This is a genomic window from Arthrospira sp. PCC 9901, assembly GCF_059013425.1.
On record NZ_CP102296.1, the window covers coordinates 1,854,293 to 1,870,674 of the forward strand.

12 protein-coding genes and 1 pseudogene are annotated in these 16,382 nt (G+C 45.8%); 4 read left to right on the forward strand and 9 right to left on the reverse strand.

From position 1 onward, the window contains the following. Positions 1-8 precede the first annotated feature (8 nt). Positions 9-1,234 (forward strand): annotated as a pseudogene (locus tag NLZ44_RS08105) (lipid-A-disaccharide synthase-related protein). Here the strand turns inward: NLZ44_RS08105 and galE are convergent. The 9 genes from galE to NLZ44_RS08150 form a co-directional block, all read right to left on the reverse strand. Beyond that, positions 1,231-2,229: a UDP-glucose 4-epimerase GalE gene (gene galE, locus NLZ44_RS08110; RefSeq protein WP_006616977.1), complete on the reverse strand. Its 999-nt coding sequence runs from the start codon at positions 2,227-2,229 to the stop codon at positions 1,231-1,233. The pseudogene NLZ44_RS08105 and the gene galE sit on opposite strands and share 4 nt — an antisense overlap. Positions 2,230-2,249: 20 nt before the next feature. After that, positions 2,250-2,627: a V-type ATP synthase subunit I domain-containing protein gene (locus tag NLZ44_RS08115; protein ID WP_006616978.1), complete on the reverse strand. Its 378-nt coding sequence runs from the start codon at positions 2,625-2,627 to the stop codon at positions 2,250-2,252. A gap of 76 nt (positions 2,628-2,703) precedes the next feature. After that, positions 2,704-3,309: a fasciclin domain-containing protein gene (locus NLZ44_RS08120; protein ID WP_493752432.1), complete on the reverse strand. Its 606-nt coding sequence runs from the start codon at positions 3,307-3,309 to the stop codon at positions 2,704-2,706. 384 nt (positions 3,310-3,693) lie between these two features. Beyond that, positions 3,694-4,248, reverse strand: coding sequence for a DUF29 domain-containing protein (locus tag NLZ44_RS08125; RefSeq protein WP_493752433.1), 555 nt, complete (start codon positions 4,246-4,248; stop codon positions 3,694-3,696). Between the two features lie 58 nt (positions 4,249-4,306). Beyond that, the gene (locus tag NLZ44_RS08130) at positions 4,307-5,113 is read right to left on the reverse strand and encodes an MBL fold metallo-hydrolase (protein WP_046321040.1); all 807 of its coding nucleotides are present in this window, start codon (positions 5,111-5,113) and stop codon (positions 4,307-4,309) included. A 46-nt stretch (positions 5,114-5,159) separates the two neighbouring features. Then, positions 5,160-5,768, reverse strand: a complete 609-nt coding sequence (locus NLZ44_RS08135; RefSeq protein WP_493752434.1) for an anthranilate synthase component II — start codon at positions 5,766-5,768, stop codon at positions 5,160-5,162. Between the two features lie 3 nt (positions 5,769-5,771). Further along, positions 5,772-6,284 carry a diacylglycerol kinase family protein gene (locus NLZ44_RS08140; RefSeq protein ID WP_493752435.1) on the reverse strand — a complete coding sequence of 171 codons (513 nt, stop codon included), beginning with the start codon at positions 6,282-6,284 and terminating at the stop codon, positions 5,772-5,774. Between the two features lie 82 nt (positions 6,285-6,366). Further along, on the reverse strand, positions 6,367-6,948 hold the full coding sequence (ybeY, locus tag NLZ44_RS08145; RefSeq protein ID WP_493752436.1) for an rRNA maturation RNase YbeY: 582 nt from the start codon (positions 6,946-6,948) through the stop codon (positions 6,367-6,369). 7 nt (positions 6,949-6,955) lie between these two features. Next, positions 6,956-7,183, reverse strand: coding sequence for a DUF3285 domain-containing protein (locus NLZ44_RS08150; RefSeq protein WP_493752437.1), 228 nt, complete (start codon positions 7,181-7,183; stop codon positions 6,956-6,958). 555 nt (positions 7,184-7,738) lie between these two features. Here NLZ44_RS08150 and NLZ44_RS08155 point away from each other — a divergent pair. The 3 genes from NLZ44_RS08155 to NLZ44_RS08165 all read left to right on the forward strand — a co-directional run bounded on the left by NLZ44_RS08155 (position 7,739) and on the right by NLZ44_RS08165 (position 16,368). Then, positions 7,739-8,935 (forward strand): caspase family protein, encoded by a 1,197-nt coding sequence (locus NLZ44_RS08155; RefSeq protein WP_493752438.1) that lies wholly within the window; start codon positions 7,739-7,741, stop codon positions 8,933-8,935. A gap of 187 nt (positions 8,936-9,122) precedes the next feature. Further along, positions 9,123-12,908 carry a CHAT domain-containing protein gene (locus tag NLZ44_RS08160; protein WP_493752439.1) on the forward strand — a complete coding sequence of 1,262 codons (3,786 nt, stop codon included), beginning with the start codon at positions 9,123-9,125 and terminating at the stop codon, positions 12,906-12,908. Between the two features lie 154 nt (positions 12,909-13,062). Then, positions 13,063-16,368, forward strand: a complete 3,306-nt coding sequence (locus NLZ44_RS08165) for a CHAT domain-containing tetratricopeptide repeat protein (RefSeq protein WP_493752440.1) — start codon at positions 13,063-13,065, stop codon at positions 16,366-16,368. Positions 16,369-16,382: the final 14 nt, after the last annotated feature.

A 16,382-nucleotide genomic window follows, 5' to 3' on the forward strand; every position in this document is an offset into this window, starting at 1 on the left:
TCAGGAATATGAAACTATTGTGTTTAAGTAATGGTCACGGGGAAGATATCATCGCTGTTAGAATACTGCAACATCTGCGAACACCAGTTAATAACCTAGCGGCTTTACCCTTAGTAGGGGAAGGAAAAGCCTACCAGCAATTACCGGATATTCCGATTATTGGGAGAGTCCAAAAAATGCCTTCTGGGGGATTTATTTATATGGACAGTTCCCAACTCCTGGGAGATTTGAAAGGGGGTTATTACAGTTATTATATTCCCAGGTGCAGACCGTCCGCCAGTGGGGGAAAGAGGGGGGATTTATTTTGGCGGTGGGGGATATTGTCCCCCTATTTTTAGCCTGGTTAAGTGGTGCAGAATATGCTTTTGTGGGGACGGCGAAATCTGAATATTATTTGCGGGATGAAAACGGACAGTTATCTCGCCAGTCCTGGTGGCAAAAATGGGAGGGGTGGTCAGGTTCCGTATATTTACCCTGGGAACGTTGGTTAATGACTCATCCCCGTTGTCGGGTGGTGTTTCCCCGCGATAGACTGACCACGGAAACTCTGCAAAGGTGGTCAATTCCGGCTGTTGATTTGGGTAATCCTATGATGGATAATTTGGAACCTGGGGGAATTATTGCGCCGTGGCCACCGGGTGTGTTAAACTTGACTTTATTGCCGGGTTCTCGTAGTCCAGAGGCTTATGAGAATTGGCGGTTAATTCTAGCAGCAGTATCGCAGCTAAAAATATCACCCCTCCGGTGTTTGGCTGCGATCGCACCTAGTTTAGATTTAGACCCCTTCGGTTCGGTTCTGAAGGCGACCGGGTGGGTTCCAGTTGATGGTCATACCAGCAAGGAACAACAATTGTTTCAGCGCGATGAAATGACTATGCTGCTGACCCATGAGGGGTTTAATGATTGTCTCCACCTAGGCGATATGGCGATCGCTATGGCGGGGACGGCTACCGAACAGTTTGTCGGTCTGGGAAAACCTGCGATCGCTATTCCCGGAAAAGGTCCGCAATTTACACCAGCCTTTGCTGAGGCACAAAGTCGCCTACTCGGTCCGTCACTAATTCTTGCCGAAAATCCCCAAGCAGTGGCAGGAGTGGTGCGATCGCTTCTACAGGACCCCCCACAACTAGCCACTATTGCCACTAATGGTCGCCGCCGTCTCGGTGAAGCCGGGGCAGGCGATCGTATTGCTGACTATCTCATATCACAAATTTTCCCAAATGTCAAGGGTTAGCCATGACGTTTTTGATGCCACTGCCAGCCATGGCTAATGATATCGTGAATTTGGGAATATTGAGGATTCCAGCCTAATATTTCCTGGGCTTTTTCGCTAGTTCCCACCAAACTGGGGGGGTCTCCGGGGCGGCGATCGCATTCTACCGTTTTAATCTCTCGTCCCGTGATTTCCCTAGCGCTTTCAATCACTTCTTGAACCGAGAAACCCTTACCATTTCCGAGGTTAAAAAACTCAGTTTTCCCCCCCGACAATAGATATTGTAACCCCAAAACATGAGCATCTGCCAAATCACTAACATGGATATAATCGCGGATACAAGTACCGTCAGGAGTCGGATAATCGGTTCCAAAAATAGAGATATGATCTCGTTTTCCTAGGGCTGTAAATAGGGTGAGGGGAATTAAATGAGTTTCCGGGTCGTGGTCTTCTCCCAGTAATCCATCAGGGTCAGCGCCAGCAGCATTAAAATAGCGAAAACTGACCGATCGCAAATTATAAGCCGTGTCAAAATCCGCCAAAATTCGTTCAACCATTAGCTTACTCGCGCCATAGGGACTAATGGGATTTTGGGGGTGGTTTTCAGGAATCGGAATAATTTGGGGAACCCCGTAGGTCGCACAGGTAGAAGAAAACACAAATTTATCAATTCCCGCTGAGTTCATCGCCCCCAAAAGGGTGAGAGTTCCCACCACATTATTACGATAATATTTCTCAGGATTAGTTACCGACTCTCCCACATAAGCATAGGCGGCGAAGTGCATCACCGCGTCAATTTTACGGCTAGAAAATAGCTGATCCAATAAAAGGCGATCGTTAGTATCTCCCTGGATTAATTCCACCTTCAGCACATCTTCCACCAATTCTTGATGTCCGTAAACCAAATTATCAAGAACTATCGGATTATAACCCGCCCGTTGCAAAGCCAAAACCCCATGGGAACCGATATAACCAGCCCCTCCCGTAACCAAGACATTTACCTGATTTTCAGACACTTTCAAACATCCTTTAATTGTCAATCTTCTAGGACTCGTGACGAAACATCAACCGCCTTAACGTCAATAGTTCCCGGTGGAGTCAGACGGGTAAAACGTCCCTGTTCAATTTGAATAGGCTCACCACAATTCGGACATTGACATTGAGTCTGATTTAGGGCTATAAACTCATGGGAACAGACCGGACAGGAATCTTCAATCAAATTCCGGTTTAGCCACCACCGCGCCCCAAACACTAAAATAATCGGGGTGATGACAGCCAGACCAATCAGAATCAGAATCGAGTTGACTAGCCAGCCCAAACCAACTGAGGCTAACAAACCCATGATTCCTATAACCACGATCCAATTGCCAATTCCTGACCAGTTAAATTGTAGGGTTGGTCGTTCCTGGTTCACAAAATCATCTCCTTGAGAGTTCAGGGCCTCTATTGACCATCAATGCAGCCTCACCCCATTGTAACACCAGAGCCGATTATTTGGTCAAAATAATTAATTGCTCAATGACATGAATTAAGCCATTTTCTGTCTGAATATCGGCATCCATACTATGGGACCCTTCAACTGTGATAGTCTCCGAACCCACCTCCACCGGAATCGACAAATTTTCCTGAGTTGCCAAATATCTATATATTAACTCCTCCGAGGTGATGGCATCACTGTCATCTCCATCATACCTCATAATCCTAATTAACTGTTCGATATTATTACCTTTGAGGAGGTTTTCTAAAACCGTCCTGGGAAGTTTAGAAAAGGCTTCATCTGTGGGGGCTAAGATAGTAAATACACCCTCTTGGCGGAGAACATCCATTAATCCCGTCAGTCTTAAAACCGTGGCTAGGGTACTAAAACGGCCATCATTTAGCAGTAAATTCATCACATCTTGATTAACCGCCCGTCTGACGCGATCGCTTGGAAATTGGGCCAATTCCGCCAGATTTTCTGATTCCCAATTAAACTGCAATTCTGGGGAACTTTCGGCGATCGCCCTCCCAGTTCCCACCGACATACTGAGAATCATTCCCATACCCAGAGATATAGCAATTTTACCCAGATAATTCGTACCACTACAGATAGCCATATTTTTTCACTCCCCAATGAAGCTGATAGTTGATTAATCCATGCTAGTCATAATTACCACAATTATTTCCCCGGTCAGGGATAATCGTCTACACCCTCCCCTAAAAATCTCCGCCATTAGCGGAAATATCATAATTATAGCCCATTACCCGCCATAGTCAACCCATCATCATTAAGCTGGTTGCAAGTCAACGTTAAGGTGTCGCTATTAACATTCCTAATCGTTGCATTAGTCATCACATCAACGAAATTATCAACCGGAACAAAATCGCAGTTATTAACGTCCGTCCCCAGAGTCTGTCAGGTAGGGCGAGTTGATTAATCAAGTCGTGAGGATGAGAATTGCCAGCAGAACCCGCCCCGACAATTATTAATATAGGCTGTATTATCTTTCATCATGAAGATAGCTAGATTCCCAAGTTTCCTCTAAACTAAAGGGTGACTCCTTTGGCAAAAAATTTAACTTAATCCCTGTTTCATCCGACGCTTTTAGACGTGCTTTTTGATAACAATCTTTAAATACTTCTGTAAGTAGAGGTTTCAAGCTGGGACTGTCTTCTAACAAACCTTCAATACAAATGCGTTGTTCTGTAATGGTGCTGCGCCAACTCTCACTGCGTTTGGTTGGTTGATAGTGCCATTTTAATAAGTGCATTAACAACACAATTAAACGGCTTTTTAATTCCCGTTTTTCACTTCTTCCCAGACTTTCAATCTCTTCAATCAAATTGGCGACATCAACTTGAGTAAATTGATTTTCTTTTAACTGTTCAGCCGTGATTTGTGTCCAGAGGTAAAAATCCTCCTCATATAAATTATTTGGTGTTTTCATAGAATACCCATATCCTTGGCGATCGCTCAACCTGCCTAGAAGTTTATCAAACCATAAACCACATTCCGAAGCCCCTTTCTGGTGAGGGCGGGCGGGTTTATTAATCAAGTCGTGAGGATGAGAATTAGCAGCAGAACCCGCCCCTACAATTATTAATTATTAATTATTAATTATTAATTGATGCCGAACTATTAAAATTATAGCTCATCACCCCAATAGTCAAACCATCATCATTAAGCTGGCTGCGAGTCAACGTTAAAGTGTCGCTATTAACATTCCTAATAGTTGCATTAGTCATCACATCAAGGAAATTATCAACCGGAACCAAATCGCAGTTATTCACGTCTGCAGCCAGAGTTTTATAGTGGGTGGGAATCACTAATCTAGGGTTGAGGGAAGCAATTACCGCCGCCGCTTCCGTGGGAGTATAAGCCTTCGGACCTCCACCCACAGGAATTAACAACAAGTCGGGGCGACCAATCAAAATCCTTTCTTCAATATTAATAGGTCCGGCTAACCCTCCCATGTGCAGAATTCTGATACCACCCTGAGTCCATAACCAGGCGACATTCTGACCAAACCTGCGACCTCTTTCACGGTCTTTAATAGTGCGAATACCTTGAATTTGGGTTCCTTGAAATTGATAAACTCCCGGTTCATGTAATAGCGCCGGATTATTGGGAAACCCATCAATCGACCCTTCATCAAGTAACCGACTGCTAATTAACACCAGGTCAGTCTCTATTTTAGGGCTACCAAATCCGGCGGTACATCCAATTTGTCGAAACGGATTTACCAGTATCCGCAAACCATCCCCAGTAAACAGAAAACTCGTATGTCCAAGCCAGCGAATAGTCAAGTTAGATTCACTGGGTGTCTGCGCTTGGGAAACCTGCCACCGCGCACCAAATCCGGCGGCCAAGGTAACTATAGCACTGGTTTTAGCTAGGTGGATAAACTGTCGCCGTTTCATAGCAATTATATGACCAAAATATTACCGCAAATTTACCGCTAATTAATTAGCTTTCTACTGCCATTAACCGACAACTATTTAGGAAGTTCTTAATTAAGGTTTTCCCAGCCGTTGTCAAGATGCTTTCCGGGTGAAATTGCACACCCTGAATATGGGAATAATGGCGGTGTTGAACTCCCATAATTGTACCATCATCCACCCAGGCGGTAACTTCTAGCACCGGTGGACAGGTTTGGGGGTCTATGACTAAACTATGATAGCGCGTCGCGGTAAAGGGATTCTCTAAATCGTGAAATACCCCCTTGCCATTATGATGAATGGGGGAGGTTTTCCCGTGCATCAACTCTGGGGCTGAGATAATCTTCGCACCGAAGGCTTGACCGATGCTTTGATGTCCGAGACATACCCCTAAAATCGGTAAGGTTTTACCTAATTCTCGGATAATGGCTAGGGAAATTCCGGCATCTTCTGGGCGACCGGGACCGGGAGAAATGACTAAACCATCGGGTTTTTTATGTCTAATTTCTTCAACGGTGATGCCATCGTTTCGGTAAACTTCTATGCGATCGCCTACCGGATTTTCTACCCCTAATTCTCCTAAATATTGCACCAGGTTATAGGTGAAACTATCATAGTTATCAATGACGATTATCAATGTCTATACTCCTTGCAGCCACACTTGCATCACCGTTAATAAAGCTGGTAAAATCAGCACTCCCGCCACTAATAAAGCTGCCAAAGACGAGATTAACACAGCCCCCGCCGCGCAGTCCTTAGCAATGCGTGCCAATTCATGATACGACTTTCCTACCGTTAAATCAACTACCGACTCAATGGCTGTGTTCAACAATTCCAAAGCCATGACCGCGCTGATAGTTAAACCAATAATAGCAATTTCTACAAAGCTAAGATGCAACCAGAAACCCAGACTGACCGCTAAAGTCCCTATGGCTGTATGAATGCGAAAGTTGCGCTGCGTCCTGAATGCGTAAGCCACACCATTCCAGGCGTATTTAAAGCTAACCAATAGGTTATTGGCGATCGCCCAAGACTGAGATACTCGGTGGTTAGCGGTTTTCGTCTCTGGGGTGTTGGGAATATAGGCGTAGTTGGTAGACCGAGGACCTAATGGGGTGGGAAGTGCGGAAACACAGGTTTTTTTAGCTTTCATGGTTGGGTATCCTTAAATCAGCATTCTCTAGGAATATCAGGATTTCTGATCAATTCTGGGTGCAATGTAGCACAATCGCGGCTTAGTTCAGATTTTCTTCCGACTCCCAGACGTAACCTGAACCAATTTGTAGGTTAATCTTCTGTAATAGGGCTTTTTGTTGATCCAACATTCGAGTTAAACTGCGATCGTCGGGATGATCCCACCCCAGTAGGTGTAATAGGCCATGACTGGTCAACCATGCTAACTCGGTTGTAAGATTATGCCCTGCCTGTTGTGCCTGTCTAAATGCTGTTTCCACTGAAATTATTATATCCCCAAGATAGCAGGGATGCAATGAGAGGTGTTCTGCTGGCATCACAAGGCTGGTTTCTAGCGCCGCGAAGGATAGTACATCAGTAGCCTCGTCTAACTGCCTATATTGGGCGTTAAACTCCTGTATTTCCCTATCGTCCGTCAAACGCAGACTAAGTTCATATCCCTTAGCCGGGGGTAAATACGGATCAAGTTGTTGCAACCACTGATAAAACCATGATTCCCAGGTTTCTGGTGCGATCGCCTTTTCCGCCAGTTCCCCCAAGCGCAGAGACTCTCCCTCTTTCCCCCACCAGAAATTATCTTCAATATTAACTTCTAACTGCACCTTCTCACCCCCCAACAGCATTTAATCTTTAACGGGTAAGATAGGCGAGACCCACCAGCAAGCCAATGAGACCCATAGTAGTCAAGAAAAAGTGAAATAGGGATTTTGAACCTTTCCTAACCATATTCCGCATTGCCAGTTTAACATAACTCGGTTGCCCTTCAGTCGTCGAAACCCGAGTTTCTGGGTTAGTAGTTTCAGGCGAAACCGGAGTTTCTGGGTTAGTAGTTTCATTCGTAGTAGTCGGGTTAGTCATGATCTAGGGTTCAAACATTCAATTAGTGAGTTGCCATCAATTGTAAGCCATATTGAGAATTTTACAACTCCGGCGATACCCCCCACCCACCCCCAGCCCCTGATTATCGACTCTCCACCATCAAAATATGCAATTTTCGTAATGATTGATCATAGTTATATAGCAGTTTATTAAGCCATCAAGTAGATTCTAAAGCCCCTCGTCCTTTTGGGGAGAGAGGTTTGGGGTGTAGAAACGCAGCCGCTTCTCCTTGAATCCGCTGTACCCCAGGATTCTGGAAAATGCTATATCTGGAGACAAAATATCTGGATACAAACAGTTATAATAATTTCCGCGCCACCAGTTAGACCACCTTACTCCGATAACTTACCGATAATTTATGATGTTGAATTATAATCTTGGTCTCTCATGTAGATACAGCCCTTTCTGTAATCATGGCATCTGCTTTCGCCCGTCCTTCTCCCCCCGGAGATACAGATTTAGGCGCAGGGTAATGTTTAGTGCCATTTCCCGGCTGTATTTATAGAACTTTATAGAAATTTGCCAGGTAAAAACATGAGCAATTCCAGTCGCCGTCACTTTCTGCAATTCTTAGGTGCAGCCCTAGCCACCCTAGGAATTGACCCCGTTTTATTTCACCGACAAACCCAACGCCATCGCCAAGTCTTAGCCCAGAGTACCTCCCGCAAACTCGCCTTACTCGTAGGAATTAACAGCTATTCCACACAGCCCTTAATCGGCTGTGTCAACGACATCTATTTACAGCGAGAATTACTGATTCACCGCTTTGGTTTCCACCCGCAAGACATCTACATATTAGAAGACAAACAAGCCACCAGAGACGGCATTTTAACCGCCTTTGAAGAATACTTAATCAAACAAGCCAAACCCGGAGATGTCGTAGTTTATCACTATTCTGGGCATGGTTCTCGCATTTTTGACCCCCAACCCATTCTCCGAGAAGTGGGAAGTACCGAACAACTAAACGGCACCTTTGTTCCCATTGATGGCGACTTACCCCCTGGATATCCTAACGCACCAGGAAGCGTCAAAGACATTATGGGGCATACCTTATTTTTATTAATGTCCGCCTTACAGACCGAAAACGTCACCGTTGTATTAGACAGTTGTTTTGCCGGAGGTGCCACCAGAGAAGCGCGAGTCCGGTCTCGTGATGGTGGTCAAAACGTCCTAGTTTCCGACTATGAAAGAAGCTATCAGCAGCAGTGGTTATCACGCTTAAATATGTCCCCAGAAGAATTTGTTAACGGCTACCGCACCGGAGTTGCCAAAGGGGTAGTATTATCAGCCACAGCCCCCCATCAACTAGCGCGGGAAGTGAATGTTAATGGTTTTGACTGCGGCTTATTTAGTTATTTATTAACCTATTATATGTGGAATTCGGATAGTAATATACAACAGCTATTTACCAAAATCATCCCCGAAATTCCCAAAAACTTCTATCAACAGCCCCGTTATGAAGTCAAAGTAGGTAGTGGTTATCAACTCCAAACTCCCTATTTTATCAATAATCCGAACCCACCCGCCCAAGCCGTTGTCACCCAGGTAAGTGGTAGTAACGCCCAATTATGGTTAGGGGGGATTGATTTACGAAATGTCAGCAGTGGCACAATCTTAACCGGGGTAAATAGTACAGGAAAAGTCCGAATAATTGACCGGAATGGCATAGTAGCCCAAGCCGAAATCCAGGAACCAGTAACGGTAGGAACCCTATTGCATCAGGGAGGTTAATAGACTTATAACTTTCATTTATCCATTATCCCTCTCTCGCCCTCACCCAGCTTTATTCGGAGGTTTGCTTGAGGAACGAAACCCTACATTATGGCTCAAATCGCGGGGATTGACTGACTAAAATCAACCCAGATTTTTTAGCTTTTGCTTACCCATAAATTATCTGCAAAAATAAAGGAATCAACCCATGATTAAACCACAGCAACTCATCGAAATCGGATTGATAACAGCCACATTATCCGTGATGCTAGGGGAGTCAGTCTTGGCGACCTCATCACAGCTAAAAACCAGTTCATCATCCCCTCAAACAACGCCTATAATTATCGCCCAAAATAGCGGTAATTCTGAAGCGGATAGATTGTTAAATGAGGGATTCATACTATTTCAACAAGGAACCGCCGAATCATTACGAGAAGCCCTAGAAAAGTGGCAAGCCGCCCGCGAACTCTATCGCGCTGCTGGGGATAAGGGAAATGAAGCCGTCACCCTGCTGGGTATGGGGAGAATTAATGATTTATTAGGAGAAAAACAAACAGCCCTAGACTACTACAACCAAGCTTTACCCCTATTCAGGGCTGTGGGGGATAGAGGAATGGAAGCTACTACCCTCAACAATATTGGCGGTGTGTACGACTCCCTGGGAGAAAAACAAACAGCCCTAGACTACTACAACCAAGCTTTACCCCTATTAAGGGCTGTGGAGGATAGAGGGGGGGAAGCTACTACTCTCAGCAATATTGGCCTTGTGTACTCCGACCTGGGAGAAAAACAAACAGCCCTAGACTACTACAACCAAGCTTTACCCCTATTAAGGGCTGTGGGAGATAGAGGAATGGAAGCTACTACCCTCAACAATATTGGCTTTGTGTACGACTCCCTGGGAGAAAAACAAACAGCCCTAGACTACTACAACCAAGCTTTACCCCTATTCAGGGCTGTGGGCGATAGAGGGGGGGAAGCTACTACTCTCAACAATATTGGCTTTGTGTACGACTCCCTGGGAGAAAAACAAACAGCCCTAGACTACTACAACCAAGCTTTACCCCTATTAAGGGCTGTGGGAGATAGACGGGTGGAAGCTACTACCCTCACCAATATTGGCCTTGTGTACTCCGACCTGGGAGAAAAACAAACAGCCCTAGACTACTACAACCAAGCTTTACCCCTAAGAAGGGCTGTGGGGGATAGAGAGGGGGAAGCTACTACTCTCAGCAATATTGGCGCTGTGTACTCCGACCTGGGAGAAAAACAAACAGCCCTAGACTATCTTAACCAAGCTTTACCCCTGTATCGGGCTGTGGAGGATAGAGGGGGGGAAGCGAGAACTCTCAACAATATTGGCTTTGTGTACGACTCCCTGGGAGAAAAACAAACAGCCCTAGACTACTACAACCAAGCTTTACCCCTATTCAGGGCTGTGGGGAATAGAGGGGGGGAAGCTACTACTCTCAACAATATTGGCCGTGTGTACTACTCCCTGGGAGAAAAACAAACAGCCCTAGACTACTACAACCAAGCTTTACCCCTATTAAGGGCTGTGGAGGATAGAGGGGGGGAAGCTACTACTCTCAGCAATATTGGCCTTGTGTACTCCGACCTGGGAGAAAAACAAACAGCCCTAGACTACTACAACCAAGCTTTACCCCTATCAAGGGCTGTGGGGAATAGAGGGGGGGAAGCTACTACTCTCAACAATATTGGCGGTGTGTACTCCGACCTGGGAGAAAAACAAACAGCCCTAGACTACTACAACCAAGCTTTACCCCTATTCAGGGCTGTGGGCGATAGAGGGGGGGAAGCTGGTACTCTCAACAATATTGGCCTTGTGTACTCCGACCTGGGAGAAAAACAAACAGCCCTAGACTACTACAACCAAGCTTTACCCCTATTCAGGGCTGTGGGCGATAGAGGGGGGGAAGCTGGTACTCTCAACAATATTGGCCTTGTGTACGACTCCCTGGGAGAAAAACAAACAGCCCTAGACTACTACAACCAAGCTTTACCCCTATTCAGGGCTGTGGGGAATAGAGGGGGGGAAGCTACTACTCTCAACAATATTGGCCTTGTGTACTCCGACCTGGGAGAAAAACAAACAGCCCTAGACTACTACAACCAAGCTTTACCCCTATTCAGGGCTGTGGGCGATAGACGGGTGGAAGCTGGTACTCTCAACAATATTGGCGCTGTGTACGACTCCCTGGGAGAAAAACAAACAGCCCTAGACTACTACAACCAAGCTTTACCCCTATCAAGGGCTGTGGGCGATCGCTCTGGGGAAGCCTATACCCTCACCAATATGGCTTCTCTCCAACGTTCCCAAGGCGAACTCACCGAAGCCCTGGTTAATATGGAAAAGGCGATTAACTTAATTGAAGAACTCCGCAGCCTAGCCCCTCCCGGCGAACTCCGCCAAACCTTTTTCTCCACCGTTCAAGACCGTTATCAATTATATATTGAATTGTTAATGGAACTGCATCAACAAAACCCCCAAAAAGGATATGATGCCCTGGCTTTTCACGCCAGCGAACGTTCTCGCGCCCGCCGCCTTTTGGAACTTCTCGCCGAGGCTGGTGCGAATATTCGTGAAGGCGTAGACCCCCAACTTTTGCAGCAGGAACAAAGCCTACTACAACAACTCAACGCCATAGAACATCAACGCTATGAACTCACCCAGGGTCAATTTACCCAAGCACAAATCGATGCACTTACAACTCAATCCCAATCTCTCATTAATCAACTCAATCAACTACAAACCCAAATTAGGGTAGTCAGTCCCAACTATGCTAACCTGCAATATCCCCAACCTCTCAACTTAGAACAAGTGCAGCAACAGGTACTTGATGATGATACCTTGCTGTTACAATATTACCTAGGAGAAGAACGCAGTTTTCTCTGGGCGGTGACTAAGGATAGTATCACCAGCTATATTCTGCCCAACTCCACCGAAATCGAAGCCGTAGCTACCCCCTATCGAGAAGCGATTAACCTTGATAATACCACCACAGTAGCACAGGGATTAGCCCTGAGTGAAATCTTGATTGCTCCCGTAGTTAATCAACTGAATAATCAACGGTTATTGATAGTCGGAGATGGGATTTTACAATTCATTCCCTTTGCCGCTTTACCCATACCTTCTCAACCCGATACCCCCCTATTAGTCGAACATGAAATCGTCACCGCTTCCTCAGCTACTCTCATTGCTAATCAACGAGAACAATTAGCCAATCGACCGACGGCTGCCAAAGCTGTTGCGGTGATTGCTGACCCGATTTTTGAATCCAACGACCCGCGCTTAAATTCTCAAATATCCTCCGAAAATAACCCTCCCAGCTTAGATAATTTAGCCTTAGCTAGGGCGACCAGAAGTTTAGGTTTAGGAGATACAGCCCCCCAGTTAAACCGTTTAGAATATAGCCGATTGGAAGCCCAAAATATCGCGGAATTATTCCCGGAAAATGAAAGAATCAAAGCCTTAGATTTTGAGGCTTCCCGCTACCTAGCGACTCACCCCAATTTATCGCAATATCAAATCATCCACTTCGCGACTCATGGGTTAATTCATCCAGTCAACCCGGAATTATCAGGATTAGTGTTATCATTATTTAATCCCCAGGGAGAATCGGATAATGGCTTTGTGCGGTTAAATGATATATTTAACCTGAATTTACCCGCCGAATTAGTGGTATTAAGCGCCTGTCAGACTGGTTTAGGTCGGCAAGTGAGGGGAGAGGGATTAGTGGGTTTAACTCGCGGTTTTATGTATGCGGGAGCGCGGCGAGTGGTGGTGAGTTTATGGAATGTGAATGATTTGGCGACTTCCCAGTTAATGACGAGGTTTTATCAGCAGATGTTGAATGAGAATCAACCGCCCATTATAGCTTTAAGACAAGCACAATTAGAGATGTGGAATTCCGGTCAATGGCAGTCTCCCTATTATTGGGGTGCGTTTACTATTCAAGGAGATTGGCGGTAATTAATACAGCCACCCAGCTTTATTCGGAGGTTTGCTTGAGGAACGAAACCCTACATTATGGCTCAAATCGCGGGGATTGACTGACTAAAATAAACCCAGATTTTTTAGCTTTTGCTTACCCATAAATTATCTGCAAAAATAAAGGAATCAACCCATGATTAAACCACAGCAACTCATCGAAATCGGATTGATAACAGCCACATTATCCGTGATGCTAGGGGAGTCAGTCTTGGCGACCTCATCACAGCTAAAAACCAGTGCATCATCCCCTCAGCCAACGCCTATAATTATCGCCCAAAATAGCAGTAATTCTGAAGCGGATAGATTGTTAAATGAGGGAGTACAACTATTTCAACAAGGAACCGCCGAATCATTACGAGAAGCCCTAGAAAAGTGGCAAGCCGCCCGCGAACTCTATCGCGCTGCTGGGGATAAGGGAAATGAAGCCGTCACCCTGCTGGGTATGGGGAGAATTAATGATTTATTAGGAGAAAAACAAACAGCCCTAGACTACTACAACCAAGCTTTACCCCTATTAAGGGCTGTGGGGGATAGAGGGGGGGAAGCTACTACTCTCAACAATATTGGCGGTGTGTACGACTCCCTGGGAGAAAAACAAACAGCCCTAGACTACTACAACCAAGCTTTACCCCTATTAAGGGCTGTGGGGGATAGACGGGGGGAAGCTGCTACTCTCAACAATATTGGCCTTGTGTATGACTCCCTGGGAGAAAAACAAACAGCCCTAGACTACTACAACCAAGCTTTACCCCTATTAAGGGCTGTGGGGGATAGACGGGGGGAAGCTGCTACTCTCAACAATATTGGCCTTGTGTATGACTCCCTGGGAGAAAAACAAACAGCCCTAGACTACTACAACCAAGCTTTACCCCTAGTAAGGGCTGTGGGGGATAGAGGGGGGGAAGCTACTACTCTCAACAATATTGGCCTTGTGTACGACTCCCTGGGAGAAAAACAAACAGCCCTAGACTACTACAACCAAGCTTTACCCCTATTAAGGGCTGTGGGGGATAGACGGGGGGAAGCTGCTACTCTCAACAATATTGGCCTTGTGTACGACTCCCTGGGAGAAAAACAAACAGCCCTAGACTACTACAACCAAGCTTTACCCCTAAGAAGGGCTGTGGAGGATAGAGGGGGGGAAGCTACTACTCTCAACAATATTGGCGGTGTGTACGACTCCCTGGGAGAAAAACAAACAGCCCTAGACTACTACAACCAAGCTTTACCCCTAAGAAGGGCTGTGGAGGATAGAGGGGGGGAAGCTACTACTCTCAACAATATTGGCGGTGTGTACGACTCCCTGGGAGAAAAACAAACAGCCCTAGACTACTACAACCAAGCTTTACCCCTGTATCGGGCTGTGGAGGATAGAGGGGGGGAAGCTACTACTCTCAACAATATTGGCCTTGTGTACGACTCCCTGGGAGAAAAACAAACAGCCCTAGACTACTACAACCAAGCTTTACCCCTAAGAAGGGCTGTGGAGGATAGAGGGGGGGAAGCTACTACTCTCAACAATATTGGCGCTGTGTACCACTCCCTGGGAGAAAAACAAACAGCCCTAGACTACTACAACCAAGCTTTACCCCTAAGAAGGGCTGTGGGGGATAGAGGGGGGGAAGCTGCTACTCTCAACAATATTGGCCGTGTGTACTCCGACCTGGGAGAAAAACAAACAGCCCTAGACTACCTTAACCAAGCTTTACCCCTATCAAGGGCTGTGGAGGATAGAGGGGGGGAAGCCAATACCCTCACCAATATGGCTTCTCTCCAACGTTCCCAAGGCGAACTCACCGAAGCCCTGGTTAATATGGAAAAGGCGATTAACTTAACTGAAGAACTCCGCAGCCTAGCCCCTCCCGGCGAACTCCGCCAAACCTTTTTCTCCACCGTTCAAGACCGTTATCAATTATATATTGAATTGTTAATGGAACTGCATCAACAAAACCCCCAAAAAGGATATGATGCCCTAGCTTTTCACGCCAGCGAACGTTCTCGCGCCCGCCGCCTTTTGGAACTTCTCGCCGAGGCTGGTGCGAATATTCGTGAAGGCGTAGACCCCCAACTTTTGCAGCAGGAACAAAGCCTAATACAACAATTCAACGCCATAGAACATCAACGCCATGAACTCACCCAGGGTCAATTTACCCAAGCACAAATCGATGCACTGAAAACTCAATCACAATCTCTCATTAATCAACTCAATCAACTACAAACCCAAATTAGGGTAGTCAGTCCCAACTATGCTAACCTGCAATATCCCCAACCTCTCAACTTAGAACAAGTGCAGCAACAGGTACTTGATGATGATACCTTGCTGTTACAATATTACCTAGGAGAAGAACGCAGTTTTCTCTGGGCGGTGACTAAGGATAGTATCACCAGCTATATTCTGCCCAACTCAACCGAAATCGAAGCCGTAGCTACCCCCTATCGAGAAGCGATTAACCTTGATAATACCACCACCGTAGCACAGGGATTAGCCCTGAGTGAAATCTTGATTGCTCCCGTAGTTAATCAACTGAATAATCAACGGTTATTGATAGTCGGAGATGGGATTTTACAATTCATTCCCTTTGCCGCTTTACCCATACCTTCTCAACCGGATACCCCCCTATTAGTCGAACATGAAATCGTCACCGCTTCCTCAGCTACTCTCATTGCTAATCAACGAGAACAATTAGCCAATCGACCGACGGCTGCTCAAGCTGTTGCGGTGATTGCTGACCCGATTTTTGAATCCGACGACCCGCGCTTAAATTCTCAAATATCCTCCGAAAATCACCCCCCCAGCTTAGATAATTTAGCCTTAGCTAGGGCGACCAGAAGTTTAGGTTTAGGAGATACAGCCCCCCAGTTAAACCGCTTAGAATTTACTCGGTATGAAGCCCAAAATATCGCGGAATTATTCCCGGAAAATGAAAGAATGAAAGCCTTGGATTTTGAGGCTTCCCGCTACCTAGCGACTCACCCCAATTTATCGCAATATCAAATCATCCACTTCGCCACTCATGGGTTAATTGATCCAGTCAACCCGGAATTATCAGGATTAGTGTTATCATTATTTAATCCCCAGGGAGAATCAGATAATGGCTTTTTGCGGTTAAATGATATATTTAACCTGAATTTACCCGCCGAATTAGTGGTATTAAGCGCCTGTCAGACTGGTTTAGGTCGGCAAGTGAAAGGAGAGGGATTAGTGGGTTTAACTCGCGGTTTTATGTATGCAGGAGCGCGGCGAGTGGTGGTGAGTTTATGGAATGTGAATGATTTGGCGACTTCCCAGTTAATGACGAGGTTTTATCAGCAGATGTTGAATGATAATCAACCGCCCATTATAGCTTTAAGACAAGCACAATTAGAGATGTGGAATTCCGGTCAATGGCAGTCTCCCTATTATTGGGGTGCGTTTACTATTCAAGGAGATTGGCGGTAAATTCAGGAAAGAAA

What these genes read in the sequence shown, in the direction of transcription:
- NLZ44_RS08120 (WP_493752432.1), bottom strand. Translation starts at nt 3,309, where the DNA reads ATGGCTATCTGTAGTGGTACGAATTATCTGGGTAAAATTGCTATATCT.
- NLZ44_RS08130 (WP_046321040.1), bottom strand. Translation starts at nt 5,113, where the DNA reads ATGAAACGGCGACAGTTTATCCACCTAGCTAAAACCAGTGCTATAGTT.
- NLZ44_RS08140 (WP_493752435.1), bottom strand. Translation starts at nt 6,284, where the DNA reads ATGAAAGCTAAAAAAACCTGTGTTTCCGCACTTCCCACCCCATTAGGT.
- ybeY (WP_493752436.1), bottom strand. Translation starts at nt 6,948, where the DNA reads ATGCTGTTGGGGGGTGAGAAGGTGCAGTTAGAAGTTAATATTGAAGAT.
- NLZ44_RS08150 (WP_493752437.1), bottom strand. Translation starts at nt 7,183, where the DNA reads ATGACTAACCCGACTACTACGAATGAAACTACTAACCCAGAAACTCCG.
- NLZ44_RS08155 (WP_493752438.1), top strand. Translation starts at nt 7,739, where the DNA reads ATGAGCAATTCCAGTCGCCGTCACTTTCTGCAATTCTTAGGTGCAGCC.
- NLZ44_RS08160 (WP_493752439.1), top strand. Translation starts at nt 9,123, where the DNA reads ATGATTAAACCACAGCAACTCATCGAAATCGGATTGATAACAGCCACA.
- NLZ44_RS08165 (WP_493752440.1), top strand. Translation starts at nt 13,063, where the DNA reads ATGATTAAACCACAGCAACTCATCGAAATCGGATTGATAACAGCCACA.